13 protein-coding genes are annotated in these 14,642 nt (G+C 59.8%); 8 read left to right on the top strand and 5 right to left on the bottom strand.

The genetic code is table 11. From position 1 onward, the window contains the following. Positions 1-27 precede the first annotated feature (27 nt). A complete protein-coding gene (locus HKK53_RS26950; protein ID WP_169373271.1) occupies positions 28-2,550 on the bottom strand; it encodes a CS1-pili formation C-terminal domain-containing protein in 2,523 nt (840 codons plus the stop codon). Positions 2,551-2,657: 107 nt separating this feature from the next. After that, a complete protein-coding gene (locus tag HKK53_RS26945; protein ID WP_169373270.1) occupies positions 2,658-3,152 on the bottom strand; it encodes a CS1 type fimbrial major subunit in 495 nt (164 codons plus the stop codon). A gap of 507 nt (positions 3,153-3,659) precedes the next feature. Between HKK53_RS26945 and HKK53_RS26940 the strand changes: the two genes are divergently transcribed. Beyond that, positions 3,660-4,232, top strand: a complete 573-nt coding sequence (locus HKK53_RS26940; protein WP_169373269.1) for a PadR family transcriptional regulator — start codon at positions 3,660-3,662, stop codon at positions 4,230-4,232. Further along, the gene (locus tag HKK53_RS26935) at positions 4,229-5,017 is read left to right on the top strand and encodes a siderophore-interacting protein (RefSeq protein WP_169373268.1); all 789 of its coding nucleotides are present in this window, start codon (positions 4,229-4,231) and stop codon (positions 5,015-5,017) included. Before HKK53_RS26940 ends, HKK53_RS26935 begins: the two co-directional genes overlap by 4 nt. 148 nt (positions 5,018-5,165) lie before the next feature. Here HKK53_RS26935 and HKK53_RS26930 read toward each other — a convergent pair whose 3' ends face one another. Both HKK53_RS26930 and HKK53_RS26925 read right to left on the bottom strand, forming a co-directional pair. Then, on the bottom strand, positions 5,166-5,822 hold the full coding sequence (locus HKK53_RS26930) for a Pr6Pr family membrane protein (RefSeq protein WP_169373267.1): 657 nt from the start codon (positions 5,820-5,822) through the stop codon (positions 5,166-5,168). Positions 5,823-5,824: 2 nt separating this feature from the next. Next, positions 5,825-6,055, bottom strand: coding sequence for a VF530 family DNA-binding protein (locus HKK53_RS26925; protein ID WP_007941719.1), 231 nt, complete (start codon positions 6,053-6,055; stop codon positions 5,825-5,827). Between the two features lie 401 nt (positions 6,056-6,456). On the opposite strand from HKK53_RS26925, the gene HKK53_RS26920 reads away from it, so the two are divergent. The 6 genes from HKK53_RS26920 to HKK53_RS26895 all read left to right on the top strand — a co-directional run bounded on the left by HKK53_RS26920 (position 6,457) and on the right by HKK53_RS26895 (position 14,432). Further along, a complete protein-coding gene (locus tag HKK53_RS26920) occupies positions 6,457-7,839 on the top strand; it encodes a carbohydrate porin (RefSeq protein WP_169373266.1) in 1,383 nt (460 codons plus the stop codon). A gap of 208 nt (positions 7,840-8,047) precedes the next feature. Next, positions 8,048-10,459, top strand: coding sequence for a glucose/quinate/shikimate family membrane-bound PQQ-dependent dehydrogenase (locus HKK53_RS26915; protein ID WP_169373265.1), 2,412 nt, complete (start codon positions 8,048-8,050; stop codon positions 10,457-10,459). Between the two features lie 171 nt (positions 10,460-10,630). Beyond that, on the top strand, positions 10,631-10,972 hold the full coding sequence (locus tag HKK53_RS26910; protein WP_178117467.1) for a hypothetical protein: 342 nt from the start codon (positions 10,631-10,633) through the stop codon (positions 10,970-10,972). Further along, positions 10,965-11,303 carry a hypothetical protein gene (locus HKK53_RS26905; protein ID WP_169373264.1) on the top strand — a complete coding sequence of 113 codons (339 nt, stop codon included), beginning with the start codon at positions 10,965-10,967 and terminating at the stop codon, positions 11,301-11,303. The genes HKK53_RS26910 and HKK53_RS26905 overlap by 8 nt, the downstream gene beginning before the upstream one ends. A 132-nt stretch (positions 11,304-11,435) precedes the next feature. Further along, a complete protein-coding gene (gene lon / locus HKK53_RS26900) occupies positions 11,436-13,853 on the top strand; it encodes an endopeptidase La (protein WP_169373263.1) in 2,418 nt (805 codons plus the stop codon). Positions 13,854-14,036: 183 nt separating this feature from the next. Then, positions 14,037-14,432, top strand: a complete 396-nt coding sequence (locus HKK53_RS26895; RefSeq protein WP_169373262.1) for a hypothetical protein — start codon at positions 14,037-14,039, stop codon at positions 14,430-14,432. Here HKK53_RS26895 and HKK53_RS26890 read toward each other — a convergent pair. Beyond that, a complete protein-coding gene (locus HKK53_RS26890) occupies positions 14,429-14,584 on the bottom strand; it encodes a hypothetical protein (protein WP_169373261.1) in 156 nt (51 codons plus the stop codon). The two genes, HKK53_RS26895 and HKK53_RS26890, sit on opposite strands and share 4 nt — an antisense overlap. Positions 14,585-14,642 lie beyond the last annotated feature (58 nt).

Below are 14,642 nucleotides of genomic sequence, written 5' to 3'. Positions count from 1 at the left end.
GTGCATGGTTCCGTGTTCCCAAAGGGCTCAACCTGCCGTGTGAGAGGTAATAGTGGTGTCGGCCAGGGTGTCAGGCGTGCAGCGCAGCTCACCGATCATCAACACATCCTGCTCAAGCCGGGCCTTGCTCGGGTCGAGGCGGAACTGGCACAGCAACTGATCGCCACGGCGCACTTGCAGGGTCGGTGAACCGGCGTTCATTTCCATGGAGAAGAAGCCGTCGACCTCGCTCACCCCACGGCTGGCGTGGTTGATGATGTGATGGCCCTTGAGCGGCTCGCCCTGGGGATCGAGCAGGCGCCCGAGCACGGTCACGGTTTTCATCACCTGGACCTTGCGATACGCCACGCCGCCCTTGTTCAGGTGATAACTCATGCGCGCTGGTTGAATGCTCGCGGCGGGTACGTGGTTGCCTTCGAAATCGAAACTCACCGAGCCGCTCTTGTAGGCAGTGATTGGCACAAAGTTGCGCCCCGCACGCAGTGCAGTGCTGCCGCCGCTGAGGTCGTCAGCGCGCAGGGCGATGGCGTCCACGTCGGATTCCACATCGATGATCATCCCGGCGCCCCGGCCCTGGTACTGACTGGTCAGGACCATTTTCTGCCCGCCGACGGCGAAGGTACTGTCCAGGTTCAAGCCGCCGGTGACGTCGCCGCTGAAGGACGAGCGCTGGGCGAAGGCGTCGCCGAGTACGGTGTCGGTCATGAAGTTCGCGGTGCCCGACACACCGAGGCCGTAGGTGTCGGTGATCGCGGTGGCCGAGACGCTTTGCAGCACAAAGTCCTGCAAGTCTTTGCGATAGGTCAGCGAGGCGTTGTTGTCGCGCCCGCCATCGCGTGAAGTGCGCGAGCCGATGCTGCCGGAGATTTGCTCGCCCGGACCGCCAAGGGCCAGGCTCACGCTCAGGTCGACGCCGCGATTGCGCTTGTCGCCGCTGCTGGTGCTGCCCGGCCGGTCGAACACGGTGAAGCGCCAATTGGCATCGCTGCCAAACAGATTGCCGCGCTGGGTCCAGCCCAGGTCGAGGCCGACGCCTTCGACATTGCCCTCGCTGTGGGACACGCGGCCATTGAGCGAGGTGCGGTTGTTCAGGCGATGGGTCAGGGACAGCGACGAATTGCTGGTCTGGCCGGTGAACACATTGCGCTGGCGAATTCGCGTACCGTCGGGCAGGGTTTCGTAGGTGTTGCGGGTGTCGAGCCAGCTGCGATTGTGGCTGACGACCACATTGCCCAGGCCATAGCTGTAGAGCCCCTGGAAATCGAGGCCGGTGCCGTGGTCCTCAGTCTGATAGACGTTGGCGAACAGGCTGGCGTTGTTGGCCACGGTCCAGTCGACGGACGTGCCGTACTGCAATTGATCCCGCACCTGACGCCCGGACAAGCCCAGCACCACCCGTGGGTGCAGCAGGTAATTGAGCGCGGCGCCGGCGGTCATGTCGCCCTCGGCCTGTTCGTCCCAGTTGCTCAGCAACTTGCTCTCGCGCCCGGCAAACAGGTTGTAGCGCCAGCGCTCGTCGTGATTGCGCCAATTGTTGGGTTTGTAGACCAACTCCTGCGTGGTTGAGGTGATCTGACCGTCCTCGATCAAGCGCACTTCGACCTCATAGATGCCGCCGGGCAGCGGCCGGGTATCGAGGGTTTGCAACCCGGCGGGCACCGGTTGTGTGTTGATCAGCAGGCCATTGCGATAGATCTCCACCGAGCCGAGGCGGTTGGCGGTGACGTAGATCGGATACACGCTGGGCTTGGGGTTGTTGATCGCCAGGCTGTCGGAGCTGCCGTACATCACGCCGACCGCCGTGTCCGGGCTCGCACCGAACGAACGGGGCTGGCGACTCAGGCCTTCGGAGTTGGGCATGAAATAACCCAGGCGCAGAAACTGGCCTTCCAGCTCACGTTGGGTGTAGAGCTCGTGAACCGCGTGGTAGAGCTGATCGTCCGGCCCACCGAGCCGGGCCAATTGCAGGTTGACGCTCTGGGTCCAGTTGCCGAGGCTGCTGCTGGCCTCCAGGCCGAACCGGCCGCCGAGGTCTTGATCCTGGCCGCCGTTGAGGTTCAGTTGATTGCGCACGATCAGACCGGTGCTGCCTCCGGGTGGCTGCTCGTAATACGCCTGGGGCTGGTCTTCGCGTTCAGCGTTTTCGGTGACCAGCGAGACCAGGGAATTTTCAAGGTTGTAATGCACGGCCAACAGGTTTTCCGGGCAACTGTTAGTGCAGGCTCCCAGTGGCGCGCCTTGTTTGAGATACGTCACCAATGCCTCGCGCTCAGCGGCTTTTACATCGCTGTCACGAACATCGGTTACTTCAAGTAAGGTAATGCGGTCATCACGGGATAACACCACCATCGCCTCACCGAGAAACTGTTGATCACGTTCAATTCGAACCGCCAGCGGAACATCAAAGAAGTGCTCTTCGAACTCGGCCGGTAACCCCTTGGCCTGAGCGATCAAAGAGCGCGGCATATAATTACCGTTAGTGGGCGCGGCCAAGGCTGCTGAACAAAACAGCAAGGCAAGCGCTGCCGCGATGGGCGTCATCGGGAACATGGACCGGATACTCTGAAGGCGGACAGTAAATACGTTGAAACCCGGTCGGCCAGTCAGTTAAACGGGCCGATCGGGGCGTGTCAGTCAACGAACAGAAGGGTTGCCCTTCAGCGCGCGACCGTACGCGGCACGGCGTCGAACATCACCACCGGGTTGCCGGTGAACAGGCCGACCTGGCCATCTGTCGGTTTGGCGGCGGTGATCACCATATCGGCCTGCATGCCAGGATTGGATGGCGCGTCGGCGGCGACTTCTTTTGGCGTGGCGCCCAGTACCACGCCGCCGATGGCGATGGTCAGCGGGATGGCTGTCGAGCCGTTGTACAACGCAGCGGTGCCGCCTTCGATGTAGGCGTCGATCGAGCCGTCGGTGTTTTTCAGGTCGTAGACCTGGCGCAGGATGCTCAGCTCACCACTCACATTGTTGTAGATCATGGTCTCGTCCCGACCGAAGTTCGGATCCCGCGGCTGGGCATGGAACTGCTTCGGTGGAATGTCAGCCTTGATGTTGATGGTGGTGCTGGCGTCATCCTTGGCCAGTGCAGCAGTCGAACCGAAAACCAGAACAGCCAGAGGGGCGAGGATTGCAAACTTCTTGAACATGGTTAAGTCCCTGTTATTTCAATAGAGAAGATCATTAAAGGTACGAACAAGTGATCAACTTGAACGTTCAACGCCGGGGCATGATCAACCAATTGAAATATGAAGTAAGCAGGACATGTCCGGTGAACATGTAGTTCGGAGGGCATTTAACACAGCGAAAAAACGCCAAAAATTGAAAAAAGAGAAGAGTGACCGTAAGAACCAGACTACAAACAGATTAGTTGGTTTTTCCATACAGAAACATCGACTGTAAGAAGTGCATGACAGCCTCAATAAACAATAGACGAAAACACTGCTTTAGAGAATTAGCACTAAACCTGACTGCGCGGATATATACAAGGTTTCACTTTTTCTGACCGCCCACGCGGCACAGAATAATCAGACATTTTCCCGGGAAAAAATCCCACTCGCTGCCGAGCGATGTCTTGCACCGTTGGTCGAAAGGCCTTGCATCGTCGTTAAGATATATCTTAAGTTGTATCTAAACACGACAAGAGAAAGCAGAAAATGAGAGACCATCATTCCCACCGCGAACACGGTGACGGCCGCGACGGCTTCGAGAAACGCCCTGGCCGCGAACGCGGTGGCCGTGGCCCACGGGTCTTCGCTCCCGGTGATTTGAAATTGCTGTTGCTGGCGTTGATCGCCGAACAGCCGTGCCACGGCTATGACTTGATTCGCCAGATCGAAGGCATGTTCGATGGCGCCTACAGCCCCAGCCCCGGGGTGATCTACCCGACCCTGACCTTTCTCGAAGAAAGCGAAATGATCGAGGGCGATACCGAGGGCGGGAAAAAACGCTACCGCGTGACCGATGCCGGGCGCCTGTCCCTGGGCGACCAGGCGATTGCCCTGGAAGGCGTGCGGATGCGCATCGACGTCAGCAAACGCTCGCTGCGCGGTCACGATCGCCCGGCGGAAATCCATGAAGCGGTGCACAACCTGCGGCATGCCCTGCAACTGCATCACGGGCGCTGGAGTGCGGAGGAAATCATCCGCGTCGCCGCCCTGCTCAACAACACCGCCAAAGCCATCGTCGACGGCCCCGCCGTTCAAGCTGCCCAGGAGAACGCCGAATGAATGTCGTTTTTGAAAACCAGACCATTCACCGTGTCATGCACGAGATCAAACGCCGGCGCCTGGAAGTGTTGCGGGTGGTCGACCTGACCCCGCGCATGCGTCGAATTACCCTCGGCGGGCCGGAACTGGCGGGCTTCGTCAGCCTTGGCACGGACGACCATGTAAAGCTGCTGTTCCCACAGAACGCGGCGGAAACGGCAGCGCTGGAAACCCTGGTACTCGGCGCCGGCAAAACCGATCAGCCGATGCCGGCCATGCGCGACTACACGCCGCGGCGCTATGACCTGGACACCCTGGAACTGGACATCGATTTCGTCCTGCACGGCGACGGCCCTGCCTCGACCTGGGCCGAGCAGGCCCAGCCCGGGCAATTCCTGCACATCGGCGGGCCACGGGGTTCGATGATCGTGCCGGACATCTTCGACAGCTACCTGCTGATCGGCGACGAAACCGCCCTGCCCGCCATCGCCCGACGCCTGGAAGGCTTGGCGGCCAACCGCCGGGCGCTGGTGGTCATCGAGGTGGAGAACGGCGCAGAGCAACAGAAGTTGGAAAGCCCCGCGCAGGTCAATGTGATCTGGGTCTTGCGCGAAGGCGGGAAGAACAATCTGCTGAACACCGTGAAAGAGCTGCAAGTGCCCAGTGGCAATCTGTATGCGTGGGTGGCGACCGAGACCAAAGTGTCGCGGCAGATACGCCGGGTGTTGCTCGATGAGCATGGGCTGGATGAGCAGCTGGTCAAAGCGGTGGGTTACTGGCGGGCGGATGGCAGCATCGAAGAGTGATCGATATTTTGTGGCGAGGGGGCTTGCCCCCGTTCGACTGCGAAGCAGTCGCAGAATCAACAAACGCAATATGCCAGATAAAATTCGATTGCAGGTTTTGGCGCCGCTTCGCGGCGCAACGGGGGCAAGCCCCCTCGCCACAGTTGGCTCACCTTCGAGTTGAGCGCCAGCGATCCAATCCCACGATCAACAGCGCCATCGCAACAAACCCCAGCAATATCCCCCCGGCATTGAGAAACACCTGTGGATAACCCAGCGTGCTCACATCAATGAATGGATACGGGTAGGCCGCGAGCAGATGCCCGCGCAGCAGTACATACGCGAAATACACCAGTGGATAAATCACCCACAAGGCGATGTGCCCCAGGCGCAGCGTGCCTTTGGGTACGCAGTACCACCAATACACCAGAAACAGCAGCGGCATGATGTCGTGCAGCAACTCATCGGCGAGCAGTTGCCAGCCTTCGGGATGCCACAGATGGCGCAACAACAGGCTGTATGCGAGGCCGACCACGGCGATGCTCACGGCAATCGCGCTGCTGACCGATGGCCGTAAAAACCAGCGGCGCGCCGCCGACTCCCGCGATGTCAGCTCGCAGGTCAGCACCACGGCCACCAGGGTATTGGTCAACACGGTAAAAAAACTGAAGAAACTCATCAGCCCACCCAGCAGGCTGGCGCCCATGCTCCAGCGTGTGCCGAGAATCAGGTACAGCTGAACACTCAGGGCGAACCAGCCCAGCACCGCAGCCACGGCAACACAACGACGCCTCGCGGCAGCCCCCGGCGTCGAGAGGTTGAGCATGGTCAGACCGGGCGCTTGGTGCGCATCAACTTGACGTACAGGCGCTCGACCTTCTCCCGCGCCCACGGGGTTTTACGCAGGAAGGTCAGGCTCGACTTGATGCTCGGATCGCTCTTGAAGCAGCGAATATCGATACGCTCGGCCAGCCCCGACCATTCGTAGTGTTCAACCAGGGCGTTGAGGATCTGTTCCAGAGTCACGCCGTGCAGCGGATTGGTGTTCTGTTCGGTCATGCCGGGCCTTTGCGCGAAGAAAGAATAAAGAAGCCGCGCACCTTAGCCGAGGGCTTCGATGGGGGGAAGGACTCAGTTAACTGTAGGCCACAGACAACCATCTGTAGGAGCAAAGCTTGCTCGCGATGACGGTTTTCCAGTCGGTATCTTCGCGACTGACAGACCGTCATCGCGAGCAAGGTTTGCTCCTACAGGTTGTGCATTGGTTTGCCGATTAATCTCCTGTGGCAACGGGTCGCAGACGACTGTTACCAAATCCGAAATGATCCATGTCAGTAAAAGCGCTTTCTCTCTTTGTTACAGATCTTTATCCTGCCGCCCTTAAGCTGAAACGCTTCACTGCCCGTTCCACCTCGTTGCGTTCAGTTCACCCCCAGAAAAAGATCAAGAATTTCTACTTTATGCCCGACTTTCCAACTCCGCGAGACAGCGCTGTCTGCATCCCTATGGCCCAGCGAAAAGCCCTGAATCTGATCGGCGGCCTCAGCGCCTTCGGCCTCGCCACCTGCGTACACGCGGCCCCGGCCTTCGATAGCGAATCGCCGTGGATGCTCGGCGACTGGAACGGCACGCGCACCGAACTTGCGGAAAAAGGCTACGACTTCAAAGTCGATTACACCGGCGAGATGGGCAGCAACCTGCACGGCGGCTATGACCACGATCGCACGGCGCGCTACAGCGATCAGTTCGGCCTCGGCACGCACCTGGATCTGCAGAAGATCCTCGGTTGGGACGATGCCGAATTTCAGCTGACCATCACCGAACGCAACGGCAACAACATCAGCAACGACCGGATCAATGATCCACGGGTCGGCGGTTTCACCTCGGCCCAGGAAGTCTGGGGGCGCGGCCAGACCTGGCGCCTGACGCAGATGTGGTACCAGCAGAAATTCTTTGACCAGAAGCTCGACATCAAGGTCGGCCGCTTTGGCGAAGGCGAAGATTTCAACAGCTTCCCGTGCGACTTCCAGAACCTGGCGTTCTGCGGCTCTCAGGTCGGTAACTGGGTCGGTGGCATCTGGTACAACTGGCCGGTCAGCCAGTGGGCGATGCGGGTCAAGTATCACCTGACGCCGGAGTTGTACGCACAGGTCGGCGCCTACGAGCAGAACCCGTCGAACCTTGATCGCGGCAATGGCTTCAAGCTCAGCGGCAGCGGCACCCAGGGCGCGATCCTGCCGATTGAACTGGTGTGGACGCCGAAGCTCAACGGCCTGCCGGGCGAATACCGCGCCGGTTACTACTACAGCAATGCCAAGGCCACCGACGCCTATAAAGACAGCAATGGCCAGCCCGCTGCTTTGAGCGGCGAGGCGTATCGCAGCGCGTCGAGCAAGCACGGCGTGTGGCTCGGTGTGCAACAGCAGATCACCAGCCGTGCCAGCGATAATTCCCGGGGCTTGAGCGTGTTTGCCAATGGCACGATGCACGACAAGAAGACCAACGCCATCGACAACTATGTCCAGGCAGGCGTCGTCTACAAAGGCTTGTTCGATGCCCGGGCCAAGGACGACATCGGTTTCGCCCTGGCTCGCGTCCACGTCAACCCGGCCTATCGCAAGAACGCCGAGGCGACCAACCAGGCCCGCGCCGTTTATGACTACGACGATCCATCGTTCCTGCCGCCGCAAGACACCGAATACAGCGCCGAACTCTATTACGGCGTGCACGTCACCAACTGGCTGACCGTGCGCCCGAACCTGCAATACATCCGCCACCCCGGTGGCGTGGACAAGGTCGATGACGCGCTGATTGGCGGGATCAAGATCCAGTCATCGTTCTAACCGCACCGCATAGCCCTTGCAGGAGCAAGGCTTGCCCGCGAAGGCGGAGTGTCAGTCGACATATGTGTTGGATGTGCCGACGCCTTCGCGGGCAAGCCTCGCTCCTACAGGGACAGTTTCACTTTTATAACTGAACCATGCCCACGCCAGATCGTCATCTACAGTGAACTTGCGCGGGACTACTTAAAACGTCACGGAGAACCACACTATGAGCACTGATGGTGCTTTGAGTCGAAGCCGTCTGCTACCGAGCCTGCTCGGTATCCTGCTTCTGCTAATGGGCCTGGCCATGCTGGCCGGGGGGATCAAGCTGAGCATGCTCGGCGGCTCGCTGTATTACCTGCTGGCCGGTATCGGCTTTGCACTGACCGGCGTGCTGTTGATTGCCGCCCGTCGCGCGGCGCTGGGCCTGTACGCACTGGTGCTGTTCGCCAGTACCGTCTGGGCGTTGTGGGAAATCGGTCTCGATTGGTGGCAACTGGTGCCGCGCTTGTCGCTGTGGTTTGCGCTGGGTGTGGTCCTGCTGTTGCCGTGGTTCCGCCGTCCGTTGCTGCGCGATGGCGCCGCACCGCTGGGCACTGCGGCGCTGAGCGTGGCCGTGGTTCTGGCGGGCGCCACCGCCGTGGCCAGTCAGTTCACGAATCCGGGTGAAATCCTGGGCGAGTTGGGCCGTGACACCACGGACCTGACCAGCACTGCCCCGGCCATGCCGGACGGCGACTGGCAGGCCTATGGCCGCACCGAATTCGGTGACCGTTACTCGCCGCTGAAGCAGATCACTCCGGCCAACGTCGGCAAGTTGCAGGAAGCCTGGCGTATCCAGACCGGCGACCTGCCGACTGCCGATGACCCGGTAGAACTGACCAACGAAAACACCCCGCTGAAGGTCAACGGCATGCTCTATGCCTGCACCGCCCACAGCAAAGTGTTGGCGCTGGACCCGGACACCGGCAAGGAACTGTGGCGCTTCGACCCGCAGATCAAGAGCCCGGTAGGCTTCAAGGGCTTCGCCCACATGACCTGCCGCGGTGTTTCGTACTACGACGAGAACGCCTACGCCAAGGCTGAAAATGCCTCGGCCGCCGTCATCTCCGATGCGGGTAAAGCCGTTGCCCAGGCCTGCCCGCGTCGTCTGTACCTGCCGACCGCCGATGCGCGCCTGATCGCGATCAACGCCGACACTGGCAAGGTCTGCGAAGGCTTCGGCACTAACGGCGTCGTTGACCTGACCCAGGGTATCGGTCCGTTCACCGCCGGTGGTTACTACGCCACGTCACCGGCCGCGATGACCCGCGATCTGGTGATCATGGGCGGTCACGTCACCGACAACGAATCGACCAACGAGCCTTCCGGCGTGATCCGCGCTTACGATGTGCACGACGGTCACCTGGTCTGGAACTGGGACAGCGGCAACCCGGACGCTACCGAGCCTTTGGCCCCGGGCAAGACCTACACCCGCAACTCGCCGAACATGTGGTCGCTGGCCAGCGTCGACGAGAAACTGGGCATGGTCTACCTGCCTTTGGGCAACCAGATGCCTGACCAGTACGGTGGCGACCGCATGCCGGGCGCCGAGAAATTCAGCGCCGGCCTGGTGGCTCTGGACCTGGCCACCGGCAAGGTGCGCTGGAACTACCAGTTCACTCACCATGACCTGTGGGACATGGACGTCGGCAGCCAGCCAACCCTGCTGGACCTGAAAACCGCCGACGGCGTGAAGCCGGCGCTGATCGCGCCGACCAAACAGGGCAGCCTGTATGTGCTCGACCGTCGCGACGGCACGCCGATTGTGCCGATTCGTGAAATTCCGGTGCCGCAAGGCGCGGTCAAGGGCGACCACACTGCCCCGACCCAGGCCCGTTCGGACCTCAACCTGCTGGCTCCGGAACTGACCGAAAAAGCCATGTGGGGCGCCAGCCCGTTCGACCAGATGCTGTGCCGCATCCAGTTCAAGGAACTGCGTTACGAAGGCCAGTACACCCCGCCGTCGTTGCAGGGCAGCCTGGTCTACCCGGGTAACGTAGGTGTGTTCAACTGGGGCAGCGTGTCGGTCGACCCGGTTCGCCAGATGCTGTTCACCAGCCCGAACTACATGGCGTTCGTCTCGAAAATGATCCCCCGCGCTGAAGTGGCGGCGGACAGCAAGCGCGAAAGCGAAACCGCTGGCATCCAGCCTAACGCTGGCGCGCCGTACGCCGTGACCATGCACCCGTTCATGTCGCCGTTCGGTGTACCGTGCCAGGCCCCGGCCTGGGGCTATGTCGCCGGTATCGACCTGACCACCAACAAAGTGGTGTGGAAGCGCAAAAACGGCACCAGCCGCGACAGCTCGCCACTGCCTATCGGCTTGCCGATCGGCGTGCCAAGCATGGGCGGCTCGATCGTCACCGCGGGCGGCGTCGGCTTCCTCAGCGGCACCCTCGACCAGTACCTGCGCGCCTATGACGTCAATAGCGGCAAGGAACTGTGGAAGTCGCGCCTGCCGGCCGGCGGCCAAGCCACCCCAATGACCTACACCGGCAAGGACGGCAAACAATACGTATTGCTCGTCGTTGGCGGCCACGGCTCGCTGGGCACCAAGATGGGCGACTATGTGATTGCTTACAAACTGCCGGAATAAGCGTCAGCGGCAGTTAAAAACAGGGCGGTTACCTTCGGTAGCCGCCCTTTTTTGTGCCTGCGGGTCTGCTGATCGGGGCTGGGATGCCCAGGCCAAATCAGGCAAGATCGGTCGTCATGACCGGGACAATGTCCTGTTGAATTGCTGCGCACTCAAGGAGAAATTCCAGGCATGAACCGGCCTCCCCCCTCGCTCGACCTGAGCCTGCTCACCGGCAAAATAACTTTCGACGACCTGTCGCTCTTGTCCGACCAGCCCCTCGCCAGCCAGATCGACTCGCTCAAGGAAGACCTGCTGCAAGTCGAATACGGCGAGCACCTGCTGCTGGATGTCGGCTGGTATCCCGAGTTCGATGAGGATGGCGCCTTTCAGGTGGTGGTGATCAAGGATCGGGATTGGGGTCAGCCGCAGTGGACGGGGCGGGCGAAAACCCTGGCAGAACTCACCACACGCCTGACCGAAGCACAACGCGAGCTGCACGCATGGCTCGACCGGGAAGACCTCCATGGATAGCCCGACGAAGCAAATTGTCGTCCCGTTAAGTCTGGCAGCCTTGCGGCGCCTGGACTTTGATCAAAGCCTGTCGGGTGACCTCGAAACGTGGACGTTGAGCGCCGAGCACTACCAGCATCTGTGGGACTGCGGCCTGATCCAGCGCCTCAACAAGGTTCTGGGCTGCTTGATCGATGACCATGAAGACGCCAGCATCCAGGGCGTCACCGCGCTTAAAAGGGTTCAGACCCTGTTGGAGCAGTCAGCCCTGCCGGCAGACCTCAAGGCACGCCTCCAGCAGTTGACCAGCCTGGCTCGCCGCAAAGCCACCGGCCTGTTTTTCTACTTTTGATCGCTCGGCCGAAATGTTCAGGGCTCCATCACCTGTCAAAACCCTGAACACACACCCTGAAATATCCACTGCCATTGAAACCACCCCCCACCTGCCCCATCTAAGACCCATACCCCATTGCGCAGGTGCCCCATGAGCGACCAGCAAGAATTCCCGGAAGACCCGAGCGAATACGCCGAAACCGACCACATCGAACACCATTCCACCGGCAAAGGCCTTGCCCTGCCGGGTCAGAACCTGCCGGACAAGGTCTACATCATCCCGATCCACAATCGCCCGTTCTTCCCGGCCCAAGTGCTGCCGGTGATCGTCAACGAAGAACCGTGGGCCGAAACACTGGACCTGGTGAGCAAATCCGATCACCACTCCCTGGCCCTGTTCTACATGGACACACCCCAGGAAGATCCGCGCCATTTCAATACCGATGCACTGCCGCAGTACGGCACCCTGGTCAAGGTGCACCACGCCAGTCGTGAAAACGGCAAATTGCAGTTCGTCGCTCAGGGCCTGACCCGGGTGCGAATCAAAACCTGGCTCAAGCACCATCGCCCGCCATACCTGGTGGAAGTTGAATACCCGCACCAGCCCACCGAGCCGACCGACGAGGTCAAGGCTTACGGCATGGCGCTGATCAATGCGATCAAGGAATTGTTGCCGCTCAACCCGCTGTACAGCGAAGAGTTGAAGAACTACCTCAACCGCTTCAGCCCCAACGATCCATCACCGCTGACCGACTTCGCCGCCGCCCTGACTTCGGCCACTGGTGGTGAACTGCAAGAAGTGCTCGACTGCGTGCCGATGCTCAAGCGCATGGAAAAAGTCCTGCCGATGCTGCGCAAGGAAGTCGAAGTCGCCCGTCTGCAAAAAGAAATCTCCGCCGAAGTGAACCGCAAGATCGGCGAGCATCAGCGCGAGTTCTTCCTCAAGGAACAACTCAAGGTCATCCAGCAAGAGCTGGGCCTGACCAAGGATGATCGCAGCGCCGACATCGAGCAGTTCGAGCAACGCCTGGAAGGCAAGGTCCTGCCGCCCCAGGCGCAAAAACGCGTCGAAGAAGAAATGAACAAGCTGTCGATCCTCGAGACCGGTTCGCCGGAGTACGCGGTCACCCGCAACTACCTCGACTGGGCAACCTCGGTGCCGTGGGGCGTGTACGGCGAGGACAAACTCGACCTCAAGCACGCGCGCAAGGTGCTGGACAAACACCATGCCGGCCTCGATGACATCAAGGACCGCATCCTCGAATTCCTCGCGGTCGGAGCCTATAAAGGCGAGATCAGTGGTTCCATCGTGCTGTTGGTCGGCCCGCCAGGCGTGGGCAAAACCAGCGTCGGCAAATCCATCGCTGAATCCCTCGGCCGGCCGTTCTACCGTTTCAGCCTCGGTGGCATGCGCGACGAGGCCGAGATCAAGGGCCATCGCCGCACCTACATCGGCGCACAGCCGGGCAAACTGGTGCAGGCGTTGAAAGACGTCGAAGTGATGAACCCGGTGATCATGCTCGACGAGATCGACAAGATGGGCCAGAGCTACCAGGGCGACCCGGCCTCGGCGCTGCTGGAAACCCTCGACCCGGAACAGAACGTCGAATTCCTCGACCACTACCTGGACCTGCGCCTGGACCTGTCGAAAGTGCTGTTCGTCTGCACCGCCAACACCCTGGACTCGATCCCCGGCCCGTTGCTCGACCGGATGGAAGTGATTCGCCTGTCGGGCTACATCACCGAAGAAAAAATCGCCATCGCCAAGCGTCACCTGTGGCCGAAGCAGTTGGAAAAGGCCGGCGTTTCCAAAGGCAGCCTGAGCATCAGCGACAGCGCGTTGAAAGCATTGATCGACGGCTATGCCCGCGAAGCCGGGGTGCGCCACTTGGAAAAAGAACTGGGCAAACTGGTGCGCAAAGCCGTGGTCAAGCTGATCGACGAGCCGAAAGCGGTAATCAAGATCGGCCCCAAAGATCTTGAAGCCTCGCTCGGTCATCCAGTGTTCCGCAACGAACAAGTGCTGTCCGGCACCGGCGTGATCACCGGGCTGGCCTGGACCAGCATGGGCGGCGCGACCCTGCCGATTGAAGCGACGCGCATCCACACCCTCAACCGTGGCTTCAAACTCACCGGGCAATTGGGCGATGTGATGAAAGAGTCGGCGGAAATCGCCTACAGCTACGTCAGCTCCAACCTGAAATCGTTTGGCGGTGATCCGAAGTTCTTCGACGAAGCCTTCGTCCACCTCCACGTTCCGGAAGGCGCCACCCCGAAAGACGGCCCGAGCGCCGGCGTAACCATGGCCAGTGCCTTGCTCTCCCTCGCTCGTAACCAGGCGCCGAAAAAAGGTATCGCCATGACCGGCGAACTAACGTTGACCGGGCACGTACTGCCGATTGGCGGGGTCCGCGAGAAAGTGATTGCGGCGCGGCGGCAGAAGATCTTTGAATTGATCTTGCCAGAGCCGAATCGCGGCAGTTTTGAGGAGTTGCCGGATTACCTGAAAGAAGGGATCACCGTGCACTTTGCCAAGCGCTTTGCGGATGTGGCGAAGATATTGTTTTAACAATGATCGCTGCCGGATATCACTCCGGCAGCGACTCTTTAACTGGAAGAACTAACGGAGCATAGCAAAACGATATAAAAAACTGTCATTTATTACAGGTCCCAGCACTTCTATCTCCCTGCAGACTAATCAGCAGAGCTTGCCCATTGCAAGCCACTTGAACGCCATTTCGAGGATTAGCCAATGTCTGATAATAAATCATCCACGCGGGTAGCTCGTGATGAGTTCAATGCCAATTTTTCGGGTGGAATAATTGTTGTTCGTGCCCCCCACTTATATGACGACGGCACCCATTTTCAAATATCCGCCACTGATTTCGACACTATTTACCATCCCCAGTTTTTCATAAGGATAGCCAAATCCACACTCAACGGCCCGCACCCTTTTCAGCCAGGAATCAACATTTCACACTTCACCTACAGCGAAAACTATGGGTTTCTGATCAACGCCGTTAGCGGGGTATACGAGGTCGACTTCAACCTGCCGACAAAAAAGTATTACATGAAATTCAACTTAGTATTCCAACCCCAAATGAGTCCAATCGTGATCAGCGGCGACTTCACCCTCCACGGTGATTAAGCAACTTCCGAAATGCTTCCGACGCGAACTTCCTTGAGGCCCGTATCGGTAACCGCGAAGACTTCCAGGCAGAAGGAAACTTCGTTTTTACGTTGGACGCCTAGCTGATTGAATCCAGGGTTGCTGTGATTAGCCTGCACAGGAACGATCACGGCAAGCCCTCCTTGTCACACTTTGTCTCATCTTCGGTTATGCTCGCCGTTCGTCGTG

The sequence above is a fragment of the Pseudomonas sp. ADAK7 genome (assembly GCF_012935675.1).
GTDB lineage: Bacteria > Pseudomonadota > Gammaproteobacteria > Pseudomonadales > Pseudomonadaceae > Aquipseudomonas.
The sequence above is the reverse complement of the archived record's forward strand: the minus strand, read 5'-3'. Positions and strand labels throughout refer to the sequence as shown.

What these genes read in the sequence shown, in the direction of transcription:
- HKK53_RS26950 (WP_169373271.1), bottom strand. Translation starts at nt 2,550, where the DNA reads ATGTTCCCGATGACGCCCATCGCGGCAGCGCTTGCCTTGCTGTTTTGT.
- HKK53_RS26945 (WP_169373270.1), bottom strand. Translation starts at nt 3,152, where the DNA reads ATGTTCAAGAAGTTTGCAATCCTCGCCCCTCTGGCTGTTCTGGTTTTC.
- HKK53_RS26940 (WP_169373269.1), top strand. Translation starts at nt 3,660, where the DNA reads ATGAGAGACCATCATTCCCACCGCGAACACGGTGACGGCCGCGACGGC.
- HKK53_RS26935 (WP_169373268.1), top strand. Translation starts at nt 4,229, where the DNA reads ATGAATGTCGTTTTTGAAAACCAGACCATTCACCGTGTCATGCACGAG.
- HKK53_RS26930 (WP_169373267.1), bottom strand. Translation starts at nt 5,822, where the DNA reads ATGCTCAACCTCTCGACGCCGGGGGCTGCCGCGAGGCGTCGTTGTGTT.
- HKK53_RS26925 (WP_007941719.1), bottom strand. Translation starts at nt 6,055, where the DNA reads ATGACCGAACAGAACACCAATCCGCTGCACGGCGTGACTCTGGAACAG.
- HKK53_RS26920 (WP_169373266.1), top strand. Translation starts at nt 6,457, where the DNA reads ATGCCCGACTTTCCAACTCCGCGAGACAGCGCTGTCTGCATCCCTATG.
- HKK53_RS26915 (WP_169373265.1), top strand. Translation starts at nt 8,048, where the DNA reads ATGAGCACTGATGGTGCTTTGAGTCGAAGCCGTCTGCTACCGAGCCTG.
- HKK53_RS26910 (WP_178117467.1), top strand. Translation starts at nt 10,631, where the DNA reads ATGAACCGGCCTCCCCCCTCGCTCGACCTGAGCCTGCTCACCGGCAAA.
- HKK53_RS26905 (WP_169373264.1), top strand. Translation starts at nt 10,965, where the DNA reads ATGGATAGCCCGACGAAGCAAATTGTCGTCCCGTTAAGTCTGGCAGCC.
- lon (WP_169373263.1), top strand. Translation starts at nt 11,436, where the DNA reads ATGAGCGACCAGCAAGAATTCCCGGAAGACCCGAGCGAATACGCCGAA.
- HKK53_RS26895 (WP_169373262.1), top strand. Translation starts at nt 14,037, where the DNA reads ATGTCTGATAATAAATCATCCACGCGGGTAGCTCGTGATGAGTTCAAT.